This is a genomic window from Streptomyces sp. NPDC023723, from assembly GCF_040639815.1.
Classification (GTDB): domain Bacteria; phylum Actinomycetota; class Actinomycetes; order Streptomycetales; family Streptomycetaceae; genus Streptomyces.
Genome location: NZ_JBFAAP010000001.1, coordinates 565881 through 587112 on the forward strand (window position 1 = coordinate 565881; position 21232 = coordinate 587112).

Annotated in this window: 17 protein-coding genes; 12 read left to right on the forward strand and 5 right to left on the reverse strand. The window is 74.2% G+C overall.

Going from position 1 to position 21232, the window contains the following annotated elements:
- Window positions 1-50: 50 nt before the first annotated feature.
- Window positions 51-1133 carry an NDP-sugar synthase gene (locus AB0G32_RS02690; RefSeq protein ID WP_361157062.1) on the forward strand — a complete coding sequence of 361 codons (1083 nt, stop codon included), beginning with the start codon at window positions 51-53 and terminating at the stop codon, window positions 1131-1133.
- A gap of 329 nt (window positions 1134-1462) precedes the next feature.
- On the opposite strand, the gene AB0G32_RS02695 is transcribed toward AB0G32_RS02690, so the two are convergent.
- The 4 genes from AB0G32_RS02695 to AB0G32_RS02710 all read right to left on the reverse strand — a co-directional run bounded on the left by AB0G32_RS02695 (window position 1463) and on the right by AB0G32_RS02710 (window position 5377).
- Window positions 1463-2509 (reverse strand): DNA-3-methyladenine glycosylase 2 family protein, encoded by a 1047-nt coding sequence (locus AB0G32_RS02695; RefSeq protein ID WP_361157064.1) that lies wholly within the window; start codon window positions 2507-2509, stop codon window positions 1463-1465.
- An 82-nt stretch (window positions 2510-2591) separates the two neighbouring features.
- Window positions 2592-3896 (reverse strand): coenzyme F420-0:L-glutamate ligase, encoded by a 1305-nt coding sequence (locus AB0G32_RS02700; RefSeq protein ID WP_361157067.1) that lies wholly within the window; start codon window positions 3894-3896, stop codon window positions 2592-2594.
- Window positions 3893-4852 (reverse strand): 2-phospho-L-lactate transferase, encoded by a 960-nt coding sequence (cofD, locus tag AB0G32_RS02705; RefSeq protein WP_361157069.1) that lies wholly within the window; start codon window positions 4850-4852, stop codon window positions 3893-3895. The genes AB0G32_RS02700 and cofD overlap by 4 nt, the downstream gene beginning before the upstream one ends.
- 33 nt (window positions 4853-4885) lie before the next feature.
- Window positions 4886-5377, reverse strand: a complete 492-nt coding sequence (locus tag AB0G32_RS02710) for a cysteine dioxygenase family protein (RefSeq protein WP_361157072.1) — start codon at window positions 5375-5377, stop codon at window positions 4886-4888.
- 633 nt (window positions 5378-6010) lie between these two features.
- Here AB0G32_RS02710 and AB0G32_RS02715 point away from each other — a divergent pair.
- The 3 genes from AB0G32_RS02715 (at window position 6011) to AB0G32_RS02725 (ending at window position 11801) form a co-directional block, all read left to right on the forward strand.
- On the forward strand, window positions 6011-6274 hold the full coding sequence (locus AB0G32_RS02715) for a WhiB family transcriptional regulator (protein ID WP_010034659.1): 264 nt from the start codon (window positions 6011-6013) through the stop codon (window positions 6272-6274).
- 224 nt (window positions 6275-6498) lie between these two features.
- Complete coding sequence (locus AB0G32_RS02720) at window positions 6499-10335, forward strand: glycosyltransferase (RefSeq protein WP_361157075.1); 3837 nt, start codon at window positions 6499-6501, stop codon at window positions 10333-10335.
- Entirely contained in the window at window positions 10332-11801 is a 1470-nt protein-coding gene (locus AB0G32_RS02725; protein ID WP_361157076.1) for a DUF5719 family protein, read from the forward strand. The genes AB0G32_RS02720 and AB0G32_RS02725 overlap by 4 nt, the downstream gene beginning before the upstream one ends.
- A gap of 7 nt (window positions 11802-11808) precedes the next feature.
- Here AB0G32_RS02725 and AB0G32_RS02730 read toward each other — a convergent pair whose 3' ends face one another.
- On the reverse strand, window positions 11809-12258 hold the full coding sequence (locus tag AB0G32_RS02730) for a metallopeptidase family protein (RefSeq protein WP_361157179.1): 450 nt from the start codon (window positions 12256-12258) through the stop codon (window positions 11809-11811).
- Between the two features lie 330 nt (window positions 12259-12588).
- Between AB0G32_RS02730 and AB0G32_RS02735 the strand changes: the two genes are divergently transcribed.
- From AB0G32_RS02735 to AB0G32_RS02770, 8 genes are all read left to right on the forward strand, one after another.
- Entirely contained in the window at window positions 12589-12960 is a 372-nt protein-coding gene (locus AB0G32_RS02735; protein ID WP_361157079.1) for a DUF3499 domain-containing protein, read from the forward strand.
- Between the two features lie 165 nt (window positions 12961-13125).
- The gene (locus tag AB0G32_RS02740) at window positions 13126-14742 is read left to right on the forward strand and encodes an L-lactate permease (protein WP_361157081.1); all 1617 of its coding nucleotides are present in this window, start codon (window positions 13126-13128) and stop codon (window positions 14740-14742) included.
- Window positions 14743-14884: 142 nt separating this feature from the next.
- Window positions 14885-16258 (forward strand): phosphomannomutase/phosphoglucomutase, encoded by a 1374-nt coding sequence (locus AB0G32_RS02745; protein WP_361157083.1) that lies wholly within the window; start codon window positions 14885-14887, stop codon window positions 16256-16258.
- 216 nt (window positions 16259-16474) lie between these two features.
- Window positions 16475-16645, forward strand: a complete 171-nt coding sequence (locus AB0G32_RS02750) for a Trm112 family protein (protein ID WP_361157085.1) — start codon at window positions 16475-16477, stop codon at window positions 16643-16645.
- A gap of 64 nt (window positions 16646-16709) precedes the next feature.
- Window positions 16710-17837: an SIS domain-containing protein gene (locus AB0G32_RS02755; RefSeq protein ID WP_361157088.1), complete on the forward strand. Its 1128-nt coding sequence runs from the start codon at window positions 16710-16712 to the stop codon at window positions 17835-17837.
- Window positions 17838-17897: 60 nt separating this feature from the next.
- Window positions 17898-19049, forward strand: a complete 1152-nt coding sequence (manA, locus tag AB0G32_RS02760) for a mannose-6-phosphate isomerase, class I (RefSeq protein ID WP_361157091.1) — start codon at window positions 17898-17900, stop codon at window positions 19047-19049.
- Window positions 19050-19208: 159 nt separating this feature from the next.
- On the forward strand, window positions 19209-20189 hold the full coding sequence (locus tag AB0G32_RS02765) for a cation diffusion facilitator family transporter (protein ID WP_361157093.1): 981 nt from the start codon (window positions 19209-19211) through the stop codon (window positions 20187-20189).
- Between the two features lie 302 nt (window positions 20190-20491).
- The coding region (locus AB0G32_RS02770) for an adenosylhomocysteinase (protein ID WP_361157096.1) at window positions 20492-21232 on the forward strand (741 nt) is incomplete at its 3' end.

Genomic DNA, 21232 nt, shown 5'->3' on the forward strand with positions numbered 1-21232 from the left:
ACCGGCCGAAAGACAGTTCGGCCGGTCCCGGCAGGAAGCAGAGACGACAGGTGACAGAAGCGATCCTCCTGGTCGGCGGCAAGGGCACGCGGCTGCGCCCGCTCACGGTGCACACGCCGAAGCCGATGGTCAGGGCAGCGGGGGTGCCGTTCCTCACGCACCAGTTGGCGCGGGCGAAGGCGGCGGGGGTCGAGCACATCGTGCTCGCGACGAGCTATCTGGCGGAGGTGTTCGAGCCGTACTTCGGCGACGGCGCCGCGCTCGGGCTGCACATCGAGTACGTCACGGAGAAGGAGCCGCTCGGCACGGGCGGGGCGATCCGGAACGTGGCCTCGCGGCTGCGGTCGGGGCCGGACGAGCCGGTACTGATCTTCAACGGCGACATCCTGACGGGGCTGGACATCGGGGCGCTGGTCCGCACCCACGAGACGACGGGCGCGGACGTCTCCCTGCACCTGACGAAGGTCACCGACCCCCGGGCGTACGGGCTGGTCCCGACGGACGCCGCGGGCCGGGTGCTGGCGTTCCTGGAGAAGCCGCAGACGCCGCAGGAGATCGTCACCGACCAGATCAACGCGGGGGCGTACGTCTTCCGGCGGTCGGTCATCGACACGATCCCGGCGGGCCGGCCGGTGTCGGTGGAGCGCGAGACGTTCCCGGAGCTGCTGGCGACGGGGGCGCACCTGCAGGGCATGGTCGACTCCACGTACTGGCTGGACCTCGGCACCCCGGCCGCGTTCGTACGCGGCTCGGCGGATCTGGTGCTGGGGCGGGCGCCGTCCCCGGCGGTGCCGGGCCGCTGCGGCGACCGGCTCGTCCTGCCCACGGCGTGGGTGGCGCCGGACGCCAAGCTGTCGGGCGGGACGGTGGTGGGCGAGGGGGCGTTCGTCGCGGAGGGCACGCGGATCTTCGGCAGCACGATCCTGCCGGGCGCGGTGATCGAGCCGGGCGCGGTCGTCACGGACTCGCTCATCGGCAACCGGGCCCGGGTCGGGCGACGGTCGGTGGTCACCGGGACGGTGATCGGCGACGGCGCGGTGATCGGCGCGGACAACGAGCTGCGGGACGGCGTGCGGGTGTGGTGCGACGCGCGCATCCCGGCGGGAGCGGTGCGCTTCTCATCCGACCAGTAAGCCCCGCGCCGCGCCACCCCCTACGCCGGCCCGGCGGCACCGCCCACCGCTGGTCGGCGCGCGGGCCGCCCTCCGCCCACCGCGGTCGGCGCGCGGCCGCCCTCCGCCCACCGCGGCTGGCGCGCGGCCGCCCTCCGCCCACCGCGGTCGGCGTGGCGTACCCCGCCCAACCGCGGGCATTCGTGCCGCCTGGGGCGGCACGGGTGGGCGCGGCGGCACCCGGCAAGCGCCGGGTCGCGTCACCCACCCCCATCAGCCCGGCGGCACCCCGTCGTCCCGGGTCACGTCACCCACCCCACCCCACCACCAGTGCCACCGCACCCCCCCGATCAAAACCCCGCAAACCCCCGCGGAGCCATCCGCGGCCCCCGCCGCCCCGGCACCCTCCCGCTCAACAGAATCAACCGCGCCGCCCGATGCCGCTGCCCGGCATAGGGCTCCAGCAGCCGCAGCATCTCCGCGTCGTCGGCCGACCGGTCCCCGCCCAGCGCGAACCCCACGATCCCCGGCAGATGCAGATCCCCCACCGTCACCTCGTCCGGCGCCCCATGACTGCGCTGCACGACCTCCGCCGACGTCCACGGCCCCACCCCCGGCACGACCTCCAGCCGCGCCCGGGCCGCCGCCGGCTCCATCCCGGCCGCCTCCTCCAGTCGCGCGGCCACCCGCACCGCCCGGAGGATCGTGGCCGCCCGCTTGTCGTCGACCCCGGCCCGGTGCCACTCCCAGGACGGGACCATCGCCCACGTCCGCGCCGCCGGCATCACCCACATCCCACCGGACCTGGACCCGGACCCGGCCCCCGGCACCGGCCCCGGGGCCGGCTCACCGAACCCCCGTACCAGCAGCCGCCACGCCTGATACGCCTCCAGCGCCGTGACCTTCTGCTCCAGCACCGACGGGATCAACGACTCCAGCACCAGCCCGCTGCGGCCCAGCCGCAACCCCTGCCGCCGATGCCGCGTCACCGCCAGCAACCGGTGCCGCGGCACGAACGCGGACGGGTCGTCGTCGGCGCCCAGCATCCCCGGCAGCCGGTCCAGCAGCCACTGGGCGCCCGGCCCCCACGCCTCGCCCCGCACCTCACCACCGCGCGCGGCGACCCGCAGCGTCCCGGGCCCGGCCGGCGTCCGGCTGGCCCGCCACACCGCCCCGTCCGGGGTCGTACGGAAGGTCGGATCGCCCGGCCCGCGGCGCAGCGGACCGAGTACCAGGCCGAGGTCGAGCGGCCCGTCGGGCACCCAGACCCGGACCTTCCCGGAACCGGAAGCGGGACTGGAACCCGGACCGGCACCGGCGGCGCCCTGCGCGGGTACGGCGGCCCGCCCGCCGCGTACCGGCGTACGCGCGGGGCGGGGAGCGAAGCGTCCGGCCACGAATGGTGTCCCTGGGGAATGGGGAAGGTGAGAGGTCCCTACGAGGGTAGGCGCTCGACGCAGGCGAAACCGGTCATCGCGGTCATCGCACCTCGATGAAGGCCCCGGGCTCCCGCTCGGGTCGCGGACGCGGCTCCTGTGCCGGATGCCCGACCGCCACCGCTCCCATCGGGTCCCAGCCGGCCGGCAGGTCCAGTATCTCGCGTACGACGTCCCGGCAGAACATCGTCGACGACACCCACGCCGAGCCCAGCCGCTCCCCGGCCAGCGCGACCAGCAGGTTCTGCACGCCCGCGCCGGCCGCCACCACGAACATCTCCCGCTCGGCCGTGTCCCGCCGCGCGTCCCCGTACGGGTGCGAGCCGGCCATGACCAGACAGGGCACGACGAGGTACGGCGCGTTGCGCAGGACGTCACCCCGCCGCACCCGCTTGGCGATCGACTCCTCCGACTTGCCGTCCCGCCGCAGGTCCGCGATCCACGCGTCCCGCATCGCGTCCAGCAGCCGGCTGCGGGAGCCGGCCGATTCGAGGAGGACGAACCGCCACGGAGTGGTGTGGTGCGGTGCCGGCGCCGTGACCGCCGCGGCCACCGCGCGGCGGACCGCGCCGGGGTCCACGGGCTCGTCCGTGAACGCCCGTACGGTACGGCGCTGGGCGACCGCCTGCCGGACCGCCTCCGACGTGCCCAGCCGGAACATGTCGTCGCGCGCCCCGCGGACCAGCGCGCGGGCGCCCTCGCCGGCGTCGCCGGTCAGGGTGTGCGGCAGGCCGCGGACCACCGCGACCGGCCGTCCCGCGGTCTTGCCCTTGACCAGGTCGCCCGCGGCGGCCAGCTCGTCGGCGGTGGCGACGACGGTGACGCCGAGCGGGTTGCCGTGCGTGTCCGTGCCGCCGCGCAGGTCGTCCAGGACCCGGACGCCGGCCGCGCCGATCGCCACGTCGGTGAGCCCGGCGCGCCAGGGGCGGCCGAAGGTGTCGGTGACGACGACGCCGACCGTCACGCCGAGCGCGTCGCGCAGGCCCTCGCGGATCGCCCGCGCGGAGGCGTCCGGGTCCTCGGGGAGGAGGAGGACGGTGCCGGCCGGGGTGTTGGAGGCGTCCACCCCGGCCGCGGCCATGACCAGGCCCTGGCGGTTCTCGACGATGCGCAGCGTGCCGCGCCGGGCGACCACCCGTACCGTCTCCGCGTCGATCGCCGCCTCCCGGTCGGCCGCCCGGACGGTGCGGCCCTCCGCCTTGGAGACGATCTTGGAGGTGACGAGCAGCACGTCCCCGTCGGCCAGCCCGGGCTCGGCGGCGGCGATCAGCTTGGCCAGGTCGTCGCCGCGCTGCACCTCCGGCAGTCCGGGCACGGCCCAGACCCGGTATCCGTTCCCGTCGCTCAAGCCGCCCGCACCTCCTCGGCCAGCTCCAGCGCCTCCCGGGCCATCTGTGCGGTCGTGTCGACGTCGGTCATCATCAGCGGGACGGCCTTGCAGAGGATGCCGGCCGCCTTCACGCGGGTGACCGAGTCCGCGTCGACCGTGTCGACCAGCCAGCCGTCGAGGAGGCCCGAGCCGTAGTGCTCGGCGACCGCGGCGGCGGTGGACTCCACGCCGACCGCCGCGAGCACCTTGTCGGCCATGCCGCGCACCGGCGCGTCGCCGACGATGGGGGACAGGCCCACCACCGGTACGCCCGCCTCCGCGATCGCCTCCCGGATGCCGGGCACCGCCAGGATCGTGCCGACCGAGACGACCGGGTTGGACGGCGGGAAGAGGATGACGTCGGCGTCGGCGATGGCCTCCAGGACGCCGGGGGCGGGCTTCGCCTGCTCGGCGCCGACCGGCACCACCGCCTCGGCGGGCACCGAGGCGCGCAGCCGTACCCAGTACTCCTGGAAGTGGATCGCCTTGCGCTCGCCGTCCAGCTCGACGGCCACGTGCGTCTCCACGCGGTCGTCGGTCATCGGCAGCAGGCGCACGCCGGGCTGCCAGCGGTCGCAGAGGGCCTCGGTGACCGCGCTGAGCGGATAGCCGGCGGTGATCATCTGGGTCCGCACGATGTGCGTGGCGAAGTCCCGGTCGCCCAGGCCGAACCACTCCGGTCCGGCGCCGTAGGCCGCGAGCTCCTCCTTCAGGTGGAAGGTCTCGTCGGTCCGTCCCCAGCCCTGCTCCTCGTTGATGCCGCCGCCGAGCGTGTACATCACCGTGTCGAGGTCCGGGCAGACCTTCAGCCCGAAGAGGTGGATGTCGTCCCCGGTGTTGCCGATGACCGTGATCTCCGCGTCCGGCGCGGCCCGCTTCAGACCGCGCAGGAACCGGGCACCACCGATGCCGCCTGCCAGAACCACAATGCGCATGCGCCCAGTCTCGCAGGCGGGTACGACAGTGCGTCAGGCAGTCGCCGCGGCGGACGCGCAGCGCGCCGCGTGGGTCGTCATCTCGGTCAGGCCCGGGTAGTAGACGTGCAGGCTGACGGCCGGTTCCAGGGTGTCGTTGATCACCTCGTGCACATAGCCCGGGGCGAACACCCGCTGGGCACCGGGCCGCAACGCGCGCGCGGCGCCCCGGGCGTGCTCGGTCAGGGTGCCGTCCAGGACGGTCAGCACCCCGGACGACGGGCCGTGGTCGTGCCGCCCGCTGCCCTGGCCGGGCACCCAGGACAGCAGCCACACCTCGTAGCCGGGGCCGGTGCGCAGCCGGTGGTACCAGCGCGAGACGGCGTCGTAGCGGACGAGGTGTGCCCACTGGGCGCGGTCGGCGGCGACCGCGCGGGCCAGACCGGCGAACTCGGCCACCGTGGCCGGGTGCTCGCGCGGTGCTTGCAGCAGGTGCGGTACTTCGAGGATGTCGCCGGCGATCTGGAGGTCGCTGTCGCTGTTCATGGGTGCGGTGGTTCCTCGGCGGAAGAGTGCGGAGAGGACGGGAGCGCCCCGAAAGGGGAGGCGGGGACAGCCGGAGCGGTTCGGCTCAACAGCTGGAACAGCGACAGCTACAGCGAGCGCGGGCAGCACCGTGGGACCCGGCGGGGCGGGTCGAGGTGAGTGCCAAGTTCGCGAGCATGCCCACAAGGACAGCGGTTCACACCTGCACTGTCAACTCGGCGCCCGATATGTGGGACATGGTTCACCTCATCCGGTTCACCTGGAAGATGAAAGGTTTGCTCACCCGCCTTCCAGGACACATGGCGCACAAGCCGGGCGCACAACCCCCGTTGCGATCTCGTGATCCGAATGTGATCAGACTCGCTTCGGAGGCGTGCCGGAACGAGATCGAACGTCGGGGCGTCCTCCTCCGTGACGGAGGTGCCGACCCCGTGGGCCCTGTCAGTGTGTCGAGGTTTATCCCGATTTGAACACTTTCCGCTTGGGCTTGGTTCCGCAGAGTGAATAAGGGGCCCAATAGCAGATCTCGGCTTGACTCGCCCGGAGCAGCACACTTGTAATTTCACTCGTGTCGTTCAGCCGGAATCGGTAACGGCCACATCACGGGGACGCGAAGACAGACGAGGGGCGCACATGACCGAGACGGTGCAGCAACTGCTGGTCGACGACGCGGACGAGGAACTCGGCTGGCAGGAGCGCGCGCTGTGCGCCCAGACCGACCCCGAGTCCTTCTTCCCCGAGAAGGGCGGCTCCACCCGGGAGGCCAAGAAGGTCTGCCTCGCCTGCGAGGTGCGCTCCGAGTGCCTCGAATACGCCCTCGCCAACGACGAGCGGTTCGGTATCTGGGGCGGCCTGTCCGAGCGGGAGCGCCGCCGGCTGAAGAAGGCGGCGGTCTGACAAACCACCGGGTGGTTAGCCGGGACTTACCGGTGTCCTCCGTGGCCTTACCGGGTGTTTTCCAGGGACTTGCGGTACGAACGGCCCGTCGCGGGCGGGTTGTCCACAGGCGGCGGGCCGTACTCATGCCCAGCCGATAGTGTGGGCGCTCGTCCGAGACGCCCCGCCCGACACACCGGGCACCGGCGTCCACCGCAGTCCACCGAACCGGGGCCCGTACCTCGATGTCCGTGCACAGCCACCCGGCAGCCGATCACGACACCGCTGCCACACCCGAGTTCCCGCGTCATGTGGTGACCGCGGTGCTCGTCTCCCACGACGGCGCCCGCTGGCTGCCCGACGCGCTGTCCGGCCTGCTCGGCCAGGAACGGCCCGTGCAGTACGCCGTCGCCGCCGACACCGGAAGCGCCGACGCGTCCGCCGAGTTGGTCACCGAGGCGCTCGGCGACGACCGGGTCCTGCACCTGGCCCGGCGCACCGGCTTCGGCCAGGCCGTCGAGGAGGCCGCCCGCACCGCCCCCGTCCTCACCCCGGACGACCTGCCGTACCTGAAGCGCCCCAGCGGCTGGGACCCCGTCACCCGCACCTGGCGCGACGACGCCTACGACCTGCCGGACCTCCCCCACGGCGAGCCCGTGCACTGGCTGTGGCTGCTGCACGACGACTGCTCCCCCGAACCCGACGCGCTGGCCCAGCTGCTGCGGGTGGTGGACACCGAGTACGGACTCGGCCGCGAGGACGTCGCCGTCGTCGGCCCCAAACTCCGCGGCTGGTACGACCGTCGGCAACTGCTGGAGGTCGGCGTCTCCATCGCCAACTCCGGCCGCCGCTGGACCGGCCTGGACCGGCGCGAACAGGACCAGGGCCAGCACGACCACGTGCGTACCGTCCTGTCGGTCTCCACCGCCGGCATGCTGGTGCGCCGCGACGTCTTCGAGGCGCTCGGCGGCTTCGACCGGCGGCTGCCCCTGATGCGCGACGACGTCGACCTGTGCTGGCGCGCCCATGCCGCCGGGCACCGCGTCCTGGTCGCCCCCGAGGCGGTCGTACGGCACGCCGAGGCGGCCTCCCGGGAGCGCCGCACCGTCGACTGCGCCGGGCGCACCACCGCCTCCCCGCACAAGGTCGACAAGGCCGGCGCCGTCCACACCCTGCTCGTCAACACCCGCACCGCCGCCCTGCCCTGGACGCTGTTCCGCATCCTCCTCGGCACCGTCCTGCGCACCCTCGCCTACCTCGTCGGCAAGGTGCCCGGGCAGGCCCTGGACGAGATCCGCGGCCTGCTGAGCGTGCTGCTGCGGCCCGAACGCGTGCTGGCCGGACGGCGGGCCAGAGGCCGCTCAGAGGCCGACAAGGACGAACTGCGCCCGCTGTTCCCGCCGCCGGGCGCCACCGTCCGGGCCACCGTCGAACAGGCCGCGGGCAGTCTCGCCGGCCGCTCCGACCCGGAGGTCACCTCGGGCGCCGGCCGGCACGGCGGCGCCGTCGAGTCCGGACCCGGCGGCGACGACGCCGACTTCCTGGAGATCGAGCAGTTCGCCCGGCTCAAGCGCATCGCCCGCAAACCCGGCCCGGTGCTGTTCCTGGTCCTGCTGCTGGTCTCGCTGGCCGCCTGCCGCGCCCTGCTCGGCGCCGGCGCGCTGGCCGGCGGCGCCCTGCTGCCCGTCCCGGACGGCGCGAGCGACCTCTGGGCGCGCTACGCCGACTCCTGGCACGCGGTCGGCGCCGGCGGCACCGCCTCCGCACCGCCCTACCTGGCGATCGTCGCCCTGCTCGGCTCCATGCTGCTCGGCTCGACCGGACTCGCCGTCACGCTGCTGATGGTCTGCTCGGTCCCGCTGGCCGGCCTCACCGCGTACTTCGCCTCCCGCCCGCTGGTCACCTCCCGGCTGCTGCGCGCCTGGGCGGCGGTCGTCTACGCCCTGCTGCCCGCCGCCACCGGCGCCCTGGCCGGCGGCCGCATCGGCACCGCCGTGCTCGCCGTCCTGCTGCCGCTGATCGCCCGCGCGGGCGTCGCCGCGGCCGGCCTGACCCGCCCCGGCGGCGGCCGCGGCACCTGGCGCGCCACCTGGGCCTACGCCCTGCTGCTGACCGTCACCACCGCCTTCACACCGATCGTGTGGCCGCTGGCGCTGCTCCTCGGCATCGGCGTCCTGGTGCTGCGCCGCGCCGAGCTCAGCGCCTACGGCCCGCGCTTCCTGGCCCAGCTCGGCACCCCGCTGCTGGTGCTCGCCCCCTGGTCGCTGTCGCTGCTGCCGTTCGGCTTCTTCCAGGAGGCCGGCCTGGAGTACGGCGCCTCGGCCGCCTCCGCGCTCGACCTGCTCGGCGCCAGCCCCGGCGGCGCCGGAGCGGCCGGCGGAGTGCTGTTCCTGGGCATCGTGCTGGCCGCGCTGGCCGCCCTGCTGCGCTCCGAGCGGCAACTGGGCATCCGCACGGCCTGGGTGGCCGCGCTGGCCGGCCTGGTCCTGGCCGTCCTGTCCAACGGCTCGGCCTGGGCCGGACCGGCCACCCTGGTCTACGGCATCGCCCTGCTGTCCGCCGCCGCCCTCGGCGCGGACGGGGCCCGCGCGCGGGTCGCCGAGCAGAGCTTCGGCTGGCGCCAGCCGGTCGCCGTACTGATCGCGCTGGCCGCCGCCGTCGGACCGCTGATCGCCGCCGCGAGCTGGGTGATCGGCGGCGCCGACGGCCCTCTGGAGCGCCGCGATCCCGTACAGGTGCCCGCGTTCGTCGCCGAGGAGAGCGGCGGCCGCGACCAGGCCCGCACCCTGGTCCTGGACAGCGACTCCGCCGCCCACGTCCGCTACACCCTGGTGCGCGGTTCCGGTGCCCGCCTCGGCGACGCCGAACTGACCGCCGCCGACGGCGCCGGCAGCGGCCTCGGCAAGGTCGTCGCCAACCTGGTCGCCGGGTCCGGCGCCGACCAGGCCGACCAGCTCGGCGGCTACGCCGTGCGCTACGTCCTGGTGCACAAGGGAGCGCCCAGAGCGGTCACCCGCGTCCTGGACGCCACCCCCGGCCTGAGCCGGCTCAGCCAGCAGGACGGCACCGGCCTGTGGCGGGTCGACCAGGAGGTCGCCCGCGCCACCGTCGTGAACGGGACCAAGGCCGCCGAGCCGGTCGCCGCCGGACCGGTGGAGATCCACACCACCCTCAAGGCCGGTGCCGCCGGGCGCGTCCTGCGCCTCGCCGACACCGCCGACGCCGGCTGGAGTGCCACCCTGGACGGCGAGCCGCTGACCCGCACCACGGTCGACGGCTGGGCCCAGGGCTTCGAACTCCCCGCCGCGGGCGGCGCACTGGACGTCACCTACGACCAGCCGCTCACCCGCACCGCCTGGCTGTGGGCGCAGGGCCTGCTCGCCGTCGTCCTGGTCGTCCTCGCCCTGCCCGGGCGGCGCCGCGACGTCGACGACGACCTGCCCGAAGAGCCTCTCGTCCCGGCCGAGGCCGTGGCCGGCGAGGGCCGCCGGGCCCGCCGCCTGCGCGCCCAGGCCGAGGCGGACGCGGAGACGGAGACGGAGCCGGGGCCGGGCGCGGAGACGGACCAGCCGGTTGCCGAAGCCGGGGAGAACGCCGAGAGCCCCGTGCCGGTACCCCGCCAGCAGTCCTACGACGACTGGCCGGCGGACACCGGGAACGGCACGTACGACGCCTATGCCGCCCCCCAGCAGCAGGAGCCGTACCCGGCCGACGAGTACGGGCAGGTGCCCCAGCCGTACCCGGCGGGCGGCTACCAGGAGGCCGGCTACCCGCAGGGGGAGTACCAGGGCGGCCAGTACGACCCGTACGCCTACGGCGGCGCGGAGACCTACGAGCAGGGCTACGCACAGCAGTACGCGCCACAGCCCGGCCAGGACTACGAGCAGCCGCACGACCAGCCGCACGACCAGCCGTACGACCAGCCGTACGAGCAGCCGTACGAGCAGCCGTACGGGCAGGGCTACGACCAGGCCGGTTACGAGACGCCGTACGACCCGGCACAGCCGCCCCCGCCCCCGCCCCCGCCCCCGCACCCCCAGCACGGCCCGGGCAGCAAGCGTCCCGACGGGAGTCAGCAGTGAAGCGCACCACCTTGTCCCTCTTCGCCGGCACCGCCGCGCTCGCCGCCGTCACCGGTTTCGCGGTGGTCTCCGCCCCGGACACCACCGGTACCGACCCGGCCGGCTCGGCCGCCCTGCTGCCCGTCGAGCGCACCGGCCTGACCTGCCCGGCGCCCAGCGCCTCCGACCTCGCCGAGACGACGTACACGTCCTTCACGCCCGTCACCAAGGGCGCCGAGAGCGACGGCGAGGCCGAGCTGACGGCCGCCGGGGCAGGGACCGGCGAACAGGACGACAAGGCCGTACTGAAGCCCGAGAAGCCCGGCACACCGGTCACCGGTGACGTCTCCGGCGGCGACGCGCCCGCCCTGATCGGCACGGCTCAGGGGCAGTTGGCGCCCGGCTGGACCGTGCAGCAGACCACGGAGGTCGCGGCCGGCACCGGCCGCGGACTCCTCGGCGTCAACTGCACCCAGGCGGACACCGAGTTCTGGTTCCCCGGCGCCAGCACCGACCCCGGCCGCACCGACTACGTCCACCTGACCAACCCGGACGACTCGGCCGCCGTGGTCGACATCGAGCTGTACGGCAAGGACGGCGCCGTCGAGTCGACGGTGGGCGAGGGCATCACGGTCAAGCCGCACGCCAGTGAGGCGGTCCTGCTCTCCACGCTCAGCGACGACGCGCAGTCCGACCTCACCGTGCACGTCGGCGTGCGCAGCGGCCGGGTCGGCGCCGCCGTGCAGGCCCTGCACGAGAAGCTCGGCGGCGACTGGCTCGCCGCGTCCGCCGACCCGGCGGGCAGCCTGGTGCTGCCGGGCATCCCGGCGGACGCCGAGGACGTCCGGCTGGTGGTGTTCACCCCCGGCAGCAGCGACGCCGACCTCAAGGTGCAGCTCGCCTCCCCGTCCGGCCTGATCACCCCCGCCGGGCACGAGACGGTCCGGGTGAAGGGCGGCATGACGACCGCCGTCGACCTCGCCGACGTCACCCGCGGCGAGGCCGGCTCGCTGGTGCTGACGCCCACCGACGGGTCCGTCCCGGTCGTCGCCGCGGCCCGCGTGGTGCGCGGCAAGAACTCCGGTCAGGAGACGGCGTTCATCCCCGCCACCAGCCCGATCGGCACCCGCGCCACCGCGGTGGACAACCGCGCCAAGGGCACCACGCTCTCCGTCACGGCCCCCAAGGCCGCCGCCAAGGTCAAGGTCACGGCGTCGGCGGGCAGCGAGGGCGGCACCGAGGCGACGAAGACGTACACCATCAAGGCCGGCACCACCCAGGACGTCGAGATCCCGGTCCCCGAGGGCCTGGCGGGCAGCTACGCCCTGACGGTCGAGCCGGTGTCCGGCGGACCGGTGTACGCGGCCCGGACGCTGACGGCGACGGAGGACGGCGTCTCGGCCTTCACCGTGCAGACCCTCCCGGACGACCGGGGCACGGTCTCGGTGCCGGCGGCCGAGGAGGACCTGTCGGTCCTCCAGGAGTGAGGGGCGCTCAGTCCTCCCCGTAGCGGGGGTCGACCGTCTCCGGCGTCAGCCCGAGCAGGTCGGCGACCTGCTCGACCACCACCTCGTGCACCAGCATGGCCCGCTCGTCCCGGCCCTTGGTACGGATCTCGACCGGCCGCCGGTACACCACCACCCGGGCCCGCCGGCCGTCCCGGGCGGGCACCGTGCGGCCCAGCGGCACCGCCTCGTCGCTCCACGCCTCGCCGCCCCCGTCCGGCTGCGGCACCTCCAGGACCAGGAAATCGATGTCGGCGAGCTGCGGCCAGCGCCGCTCCAGCCGTTCCACCGAGTCCTGCACCAGGTCCGCGAACGCGTCGGCGCGGCTCGCGGCCAGCGGTACCTGCGGGGGCGCGATCGGGCCGCGCATGCCCCGGCCGTGGCGGTCACGTCGGCGGGGGCCGGGGGCGGCGTCGCGGGGCGTCACGGGGTTGTCCATCACCGGTGAAGGGTAGTCCTCGCGGGCCCCGGGCGGCGGGCTCCACACCGGATGCGGGAACGCCCGGAGCGGACCGGGGGCGACCGATCAAGCCAAGGGCGGGGCTCGATTCGGTATCTCTCCGATACCGGGGAGGTGGGGTGATTGTCGTGGTTTGGGCGGGATCGTGGTTGGCATCCGGCTCGCACTGTCACCCCGCGGTGCGGTGTCCGCGCAGGTCAGCGCGGTGGGGCCGGAGGGGCCTGTGGGGCGTTTCACACCGCGACACGGTGGAGTGACCGGGCGGGGAGTCGTCGCGGCCCGCTCAAGAGTGCGGTACCGTCCAACGTCGTGAGCCCTGTACGTCGCTGTTCGCGCACCGCTTGCGGCCGTCCCGCCGTAGCGACGCTGACGTACGTCTACGCCGACTCGACCGCCGTCCTCGGCCCGCTCGCCACCTACGCCGAACCACACTGCTACGACCTGTGCGCCGAGCACTCCGAGCGGCTCACCGCCCCGCGCGGCTGGGAGGTGGTCCGGCTCCTGGACGGCTCCGCCCCGGCCCGCCCCAGCGGCGACGACCTGGAGGCGCTGGCCAACGCGGTGCGCGAGGCGGCCCGGCCCCAGGAGCGGGCCGCGGAGGCCGGCGGAGCCCGCTCGGTCGACCCGATGGAGGTCGCCCGGCGCGGTCACCTGCGGGTGCTGCGGTCCCCGGACAACTGAGCCGTCCCGCTGGCTGATTGAGCCCTCCCCGGGCAACCGGGCCGCCCGCTCGCCGACTTGTTGCCGCACGGCCATTGACGCGGTGTTGTCGCGGACACGACCATTCCGTCCCAGTGACCCATCGGCGAGAAATCGCTTTCGCATGGCGGAACCGGGGAGGCGCCCGTGTACGTCCAGGAACTCGAGCCCGTGGCCGACTCCCTCGGCCTGTCCGCCCTGGTCGCGGCGCTGCCCCTGGTGATCGTCCTCGTCCTGCTCGGCGGCGTGCGGATGAAGGCGCACCTGGCGGGCCTCACGGGCCTGCTGGCGGCCGTCCTGGTGGCCTGGCTGGCATACGGCATGCCGCTCGGCCAGACCCTCTCCAGCGGCGCCCAGGGCGCCGTCTTCGGCCTCTTCCCCATCCTGTGGATCGTGGTCAACGCCCTGTGGGTGTACCGGATGACCGTCCGCACCCGGCACTTCGACATCCTGCGCCGGTCCTTCGGCCGCCTCTCCGACGACCCGCGCATCCAGGCGCTCGTCGTCGCCTTCTGCTTCGGCGCCCTCCTGGAGGCCCTCGCCGGGTTCGGGGCGCCGGTCGCCATCTGCTCGGTCATGCTGGTGGCGCTCGGCTTCGACCCGGTCCGCGCGGCCGTCGTCGCCCTGGTCGCCAACACCGCGCCGGTCGCCTTCGGCGCGATGGGCACCCCGGTGGTGACCCTGGCCCAGGTGACCGGCCTGCCCCTGGACGACGTCGCCTCCGTGGTGGGCCGGCAGACCCCGCTGCTGGCCCTCGTCGTCCCCCTGGTGCTGGTCTTCCTGGTGGACGGCCGGCGCGGACTGCGCGAGACCTGGGTGCCCGCCCTGGCCTGCGGAGTGGCCTTCGCCGTCGCCCAGTTCGCCGCCTCCAACTACCTCTCCGCCCAGCTCGCCGACATCGGCGCCGCCCTCGCCGGGGCGGCCGCCCTGGTCGCCGTGCCGCAGGCCCGCCGGCCCGCCGCCGAACCCGTCCGCGCCGCCGTCCTGACCGGCGTACGCAGCGAGGAACTCGACGAACGCGACCCCGCGCGGGAGGTCGTCCGCGCCTACGCGCCCTACGCGCTGATCATCGTGGTCTTCTCCGTCGCGCAGATCCCGGCCGTCAAGGACTGGCTGGCGGGCGCGACCCAGACGTACGACTGGCCGTTCCTGGACGTGGCGTCCCCGGACGGCGAACGGGTCGGCGGCAACGTCTTCACCTGGCCAGTCGTCGCCACCGGCGGCACCCTGGTGCTGCTCGCCGGAGTGGTCACCGCGTTCGTCATCGGCGTGCACGCGCGCGTGGCGGTCGAGGAATGGCTCGCCACCGTCCACGAACTGCGCTTCGCCATCCTCACCGTGACCTCCGTCCTGGCCCTCGCCTACGTCATGAACCTCTCCGGACAGGCCGCCACCATCGGCCACTTCGTCGCGGCGGCCGGCGCCGGACTCGCCTTCCTCTCCCCGGTGCTGGGCTGGTTCGGCGTCGCCGTCTCCGGCTCCGACACCTCGGCCAACGCCCTGTTCGGCGCCCTCCAGGTCACCGCCGCGCGGGAGTCGGGCCTCTCGCCCGAACTGCTCGCCGCCGCCAACAGCTCCGGCGGCGTCCTCGGCAAGATGATCTCCCCGCAGAACCTCACCATCGCCTGCGCCGCCGTCGGCCTGGCCGGCCGCGAGGGCGACCTGCTGCGCAAGGTGCTGCCCTGGAGCCTCGGCCTGCTGCTGGTGATGTGCCTGATCGTGGTCGGCCAGTCGTCGCCGGTCCTGGGGTGGATGCTGCCCTGAGGACGGGACCCCGACGGTCCTGGCGGGGCGACCCGAGGACGGTACTGCGGGACTGTCAGTGGCTCGGGGTAGTTTGTGCCCACTGACACGACTGTGTGCCGACCGGACTTCGTGCCGAACGGACTGTGGGGAAGGCTGGCCCGTGACTGCTGATCTGTCCGATCTGTCGCAGCTCGTCAAGGCGTACGACGTACGCGGAGTGGTCCCGGACCAGTGGGACGAGACGGCCGCCGAGCTGTTCGGCGCCGCCTTCGTCCGGACGACCGGCGCGAGCGCGATCGTGACCGGCCACGACATGCGCCCCTCGTCCCCGTCGCTGTCCGGCGCCTTCGCGCGCGGCGCGGCGGCCCAGGGCGCCGGCGTCACCGAGATCGGCCTGTGCTCCACCGACCAGCTCTACTACGCCTCCGGCGCGCTGGACCTGCCGGGCGCCATGTTCACCGCCTCGCACAACCCGGCCCGCTACAACGGCATCAAGCTGTGCCGCGCGGGCGCCGCCCCGGTCGGCCAGGACACCGGCCTCGCCGAGATCCGCGCGCTGGTGGAGGGCTGGGCCGCGACGGGCGCCCCCGAACCGGCCGCGCGCCAGGGCACCGTCACCCGCCGCGACACGCTGGCCGACTACGCGGCCCACTTGCGCTCCCTCGTCGACCTCACCGCCATCCGCCCCCTGAAGGTCGTCGTCGACGCGGGCAACGGCATGGGCGGCCACACCGTCCCGTCCGTCCTCACCGGCCTCCCCCTCGACCTGGTGCCGATGTACTTCGAACTGGACGGCACCTTCCCCAACCACGAGGCCAACCCCCTCGACCCGGCCAACCTCGTCGACCTCCAGCGGCGCGTCCGCGAGGAAGGCGCCGACCTGGGCCTCGCCTTCGACGGCGACGCCGACCGGTGCTTCGTCGTCGACGAGCACGGCGACCCGGTCTCCCCGTCGGCGATCACGGCCCTGGTCGCCGTCCGCGAACTGGCCCGGCACGGCGGCCGGGGCACGGTCATCCACAACCTGATCACGTCCTGGTCCGTCCCGGAGGTCGTCCGCGAGCACGGCGGCAGCCCGGTCCGCACCCGCGTGGGCCACTCCTTCATCAAGGCCGAGATGGCCCGCACCGGCGCGATCTTCGGCGGCGAACACTCCGCGCACTACTACTTCCGCGACTTCTGGAACGCGGACACGGGCATGCTGGCCGCCCTCCACGTCCTGGCTGCCCTCGGCGGTCAGCAGGGCCCGCTGTCCACCCTGGTCGCCGCCTACGACCGCTACACCGGCTCCGGCGAGATCAACTCCACGGTCGCCGACCAGACGGCCCGGCTGGCCGCGATCAGGGCCGCCTACGCGGACCGCGCCGGCATCACCCTCGACGAACTGGACGGCCTGACCGTCACCGCCCCCGACTGGTGGTTCAACGTCCGCCCCTCCAACACCGAACCCCTCCTCCGCCTGAACGCGGAGGCCCGCGACGAGGCGACGATGACGAAGATCAGGGACGAGGCGCTGGCAATCATCCGGGGCTGAGGGGCTGAGGGGCTGCTCGGCGGCGACGGCCGCGCGAGCCCGTTACCGCGGTTTCCGGCCAACCGAGTCGGGCGCTGGATGGGCACCGGCCGGAGGTCCAGGGGGCGAAGCCCCCTGGCCGGGAGGCCAAGCACCGGCACCCAGCCACCCCACCCTCCACCGGCGGTACCCTGACCAGCACATCCGCACATCGCTCCCGCCCCGAAGGGAACCCCCATGCCGCTGGAACCCGGCCTCCTGGAAATCCTCGCCTGCCCGGCCTGCCACGCCCCCCTCGAGGAACAGGACGCGGAACTCGTCTGCACGGGTCAGGACTGCGGCCTGGCCTACCCGGTGCGCGACGACATCCCCGTCCTCCTCATCGACGAGGCCCGCCGCCCCGAGTAGCAGAGCCAGGCCCGGACCCCGGGCAACGCGCCCCCCGCCGCCCCGGCGATCGGAGACCGTCGCAATGCTCGACGAAACACTGTTCGACAACCCCGAAGGCCTCGCCGCCGCCGACCACCGGGGCCTGCTCCGCGGCGCCGCCGAAGCCGGCGCCCGCGTCCGCACCGCCGCCCGGCTCACCGCCGAGGCCGGCCTCTCCCAGCTCAAACCCGACGGCCGCCCCCGCGCCGTCCTCATCGCCGGCCCCGGCGCCGCCGCCACCCACGCCGCCGACCTCCTCGGCACCCTGGCCGGCCCCGGCAGCCCCGTCACCCGCCTCGCCCCGAGCGGCGTGGCCCCCGCCGCGGGCGCCCTGCGCTGGGAGCTGCCCGGCTGGGCCGGCTCCGTGGACCTGCTGCTCATCGCCACCCCCGACGGCGCCGAACCGGGCCTGGCCCTGCTCGCCGAGGCGGCCTACCGACGCGGCTGCGCGGTCGTCGCCGTGGCCCCGCCCCGCTCGCCGCTCAGCGAGACGGTCACCGGCTCCCTCGGCCTGTTCCTCCCGATGGCCACCGCCCCCTACGACCAGGACGAACCCCTGGCCGGCGCCGCCCCCGGCGTCCTGTGGGCGCTGCTCACCCCCCTCCTCGCCCTGCTGGACCGGGTCGGCCTGCTCACCGCCCCGCCCGACGCCCTGGAGCAGGTCGCCGACCGCCTCGACCAGGTCGCCGAACGCTGCGGGCCCGCCGTCGCGACGTACGGCAACCCCGCCAAGACCCTCGCGGCCGAACTCGCCGACTCCCTCCCGGTCATCTGGACCGAGGGCACCTCCGCCGGCCCCGCGGGCCGCCGGTTCGCCGCCGCGCTCGCCGAACTGGCCGGCACCCCGGCCGTCGTGGCCGAACTGCCCGAGGCGCTCGCCGCGCACCGCGTGCTGCTGGCCGGCCGGCTCGCCGCCGGCGCCGACCCCGACGACTTCTTCCGCGACCGGGTCGAGGAGCCGTCCGCCCTGCACGCACGCGTGGTCCTGCTGCGCGACCGCCCGATCGGCGGCCTCACCGCCGCCCCCACCGCCCGCGACCTGGCCCTCGGCCACGACACCCCGATCAGCGAACTGGAACCGGAGGCCGGCGGCGAACTGGAGACCCTCGCCGAACTGATCGCCATCACGGATTTCGCCGCCGTTTACCTGGCGCTCGTCTCCGGCGCCTGATCTCGTAGGCGAACCTTCCGCTGAAGCAGCAAGACCGGCAGAGAGAGCCCACGCAACGCCATGGACCGCCTCGACAACACCGTCCGCCCCTACGCCTGGGGTTCCACCACCGCGATCCCCGCCCTGCTCGGCACCGAGCCGACCGGCGAGCCGCAGGCCGAGATGTGGATGGGCGCCCACCCCGGCGCCCCCTCCCGCACCGGCCGCGGCACCCTCGACGAGGTCGTCGCGGCCGCCCCGGAGCGGGAACTGGGCACCGCCACCGTCGCCAGGTTCGGCCCCCGGCTGCCCTTCCTCCTCAAGATCCTCGCGGCCGGCGCCCCGCTCTCCCTCCAGGTCCACCCCGACCTCGACCAGGCCCGGCACGGCTACGCGGACGAGGAGCGCCGCGGCATCCCGGCCGACGCCCCGCACCGCAACTACAAGGATGCCAACCACAAGCCCGAACTGATCTGCGCCCTCACCGAGTTCGACGGCCTGTGCGGCTTCCGCGACCCGGAGCAGGCCGCCGCCCTCCTCGACGGCCTCGGCGTCCCCTCCCTCAAGCCGTACGCCGACCTGCTGCGCGCCCACCCCGAGGACGCCGCCCTGCGCGAGTTCCTCACCGCCGTCCTCACCGCCGACCCGGACGACATGTCCCGCACGGTCACCGAGACCGCCGCCGCCTGCGCCCGCCTCGGCGGCGCCTACGCCCCCTACGCCGACATCGCCCACCACTACCCGGGCGACCCCGGCGTCCTCGCCGCCCTGCTCCTCAACCACGTCCGGCTCCAGCCCGGTGAGGCCCTCTACCTCGGCGCCGGCGTCCCGCACGCCTACCTCAGCGGCCTCGGCGTCGAGATCATGGCCAACTCCGACAACGTCCTGCGCTGCGGCCTGACCCCCAAGCACGTCGACGTCCCCGAACTCCTGCGCGTCGTCCGCTTCCGGGCCGCCGACCCCGGCGTACTGCGCCCCGAGGCGTCCCCCGACGGCGAGGAGGTCTACGCGACCCCCATCGACGAGTTCCGCCTCTCCCGCTACGTCCTCGCCGACGGCGCCGCCCCTGCCGACCTCACCCGCCCCGCCCCGCAGATCCTGCTCTGCACGGCGGGCACCGTCCGCGCGGGCGACCAGGAACTGACCCCCGGCGCGTCCGTCTACGTCCCGGCGGGCGAAAAGGCCGAAGTGTCCGGTACTGGCACGGTCTTCCGGGCCACCGTCCGCATCTGACGCGAACAGCAGCCCGGCCCGCGGGACCCCCGCCCGGCCGGGCTGCAACAATGGCCCACCGCAAAGGAAGGGCAAAGCCGGGACCGGCCGAGCCCCCGGGCGGCTTGCGCGGGCACCCGGCACGCGCAGGCAGACGAAGGCGAAGGGACAACGCGGCACATGAGCGCGTCAGGCGGAACCAAGGCGATCGTGGCGGCACTGGGCGCCAACCTCGCCATCGCGGTATCGAAATTCGTGGCGTTCCTCTTCAGCGGCTCGTCCTCGATGCTCGCCGAGTCGGTGCACTCGCTCGCGGACTCGGGCAACCAGGCGCTGCTCCTGCTCGGCGGCAAGCGCGCCCAGCGCGAGGCCACCCCGCAGCACCCCTTCGGCTACGGCCGGGAACGCTACATCTACGCCTTCCTCGTCTCCATCGTCCTCTTCTCGGTCGGCGGCATGTTCGCCCTCTACGAGGGCTACGAGAAGGTCAAGCACCCGCACGAACTGGAGCACTGGTACTGGCCGGTGGGCGTCCTGGTCTTCGCGATCATCGCCGAGGGCTTCTCCTTCCGGACCGCCATCAAGGAGTCCAACACGCTGCGCGGCAAGCAGTCCTGGACCGAGTTCGTCCGCCGGGCCAAGGCGCCCGAACTGCCGGTCGTCCTCCTGGAGGACTTCGGCGCGCTGGTCGGTCTGGTCCTCGCCCTCGGCGGCGTCGGCCTCGCCCTGCTCACCGGCGACGGCGTCTGGGACGGCGTCGGCACCCTATGCATCGGCGTCCTGCTCATCCTGATCGCACTCGTCCTGGCCGCCGAGACCAAGTCCCTGCTGCTCGGCGAGGCGGCCGGCACCGAGGCGGTCGAGAAGATCGAGGCCGCGATCGTCGCCGGCGACACCGTCACCGGCATCATCCACATGCGCACCCTCCACCTCGGCCCCGAGGAACTCCTCGTCGCCGCCAAGATCTCCGTCCGCCACGACGGCACCGCCACCGAGATCGCCACCGCCATCGACGCGGCCGAGGCCCGTATCCGTGAGGCCGTGCCGATCGCCCGCGTGATCTACCTGGAACCGGACATCTACAGCGAGGCCGAAGCCGCCAAGGGCCCCGACCGCGAAGCCACCCCCGGCGGCCCCAGCACCTCTCCCGCCGGTCACTGACCCACCCGCTCACCCCCCGTGGCCCGTCGGACACCCGGCGGGCCACTTTCCGTGATCGGCCGGAAGTGTGCGGAGGCGGGCTGGGGACGGCGGGGCCACCGGTGTAGCTTGGGACGGAGCCAGACGTCGCTGCTGATGGCGGTCGGGCGGCCCGGCACGGGCCGACCGAGGGAGAGAGGGCCTCCGACGGACTGCGCTGCGCGCACGCGGGCATGCCTGTGTCCTCTTCGGGGCACCCCTGTGTCCGCCGCCGCGCAGATCAGCCCTACCCACCTCGACCCGAACCCGAGGAGCAGCTCGTAATGACGACTGTCGACAACCGGCAGGACTTCAAGGTCGCCGACCTCTCCCTGGCCGCCTTCGGCCGCAAGGAGATCACCCTCGCCGAGCACGAGATGCCCGGCCTCATGGCGATCCGCGAGGAGTACGCCGAGGCCCAGCCGCTCGCCGGCGCCCGCGTCACCGGCTCCCTGCACATGACGGTGCAGACCGCCGTGCTCATCGAGACCCTGGTCGCCCTCGGCGCCCAGGTCCGCTGGGCCTCCTGCAACATCTTCTCCACCCAGGACCACGCGGCCGCCGCCATCGCCGTCGGCCCCAACGGCACCCCCGACAACCCCCAGGGCGTCCCGGTCTACGCCTGGAAGGGCGAGACGCTCGAGGAGTACTGGTGGTGCACCGAGCAGGCGCTGACCTGGCCGGACAGCCCCACCGGCGGCCCCAACATGATCCTGGACGACGGCGGCGACGCCACCCTCCTGGTCCACCAGGGCGTCCAGTACGAGAAGGACGGCAAGGTCCCGTCGCCCGACACCGCCGAGAACGACGAGCACCGCGTCATCCTCGAACTCCTCAACCGCACCATCACGGACGGCTCCCAGAAGTGGACCCAGCTGGCGTCGGAGATCCGCGGGGTCACCGAGGAGACGACGACCGGTGTGCACCGGCTGTACGAGATGCAGCGGGACGGCACCCTCCTGTTCCCGGCGATCAACGTCAACGACGCGGTCACCAAGTCGAAGTTCGACAACAAGTACGGCTGC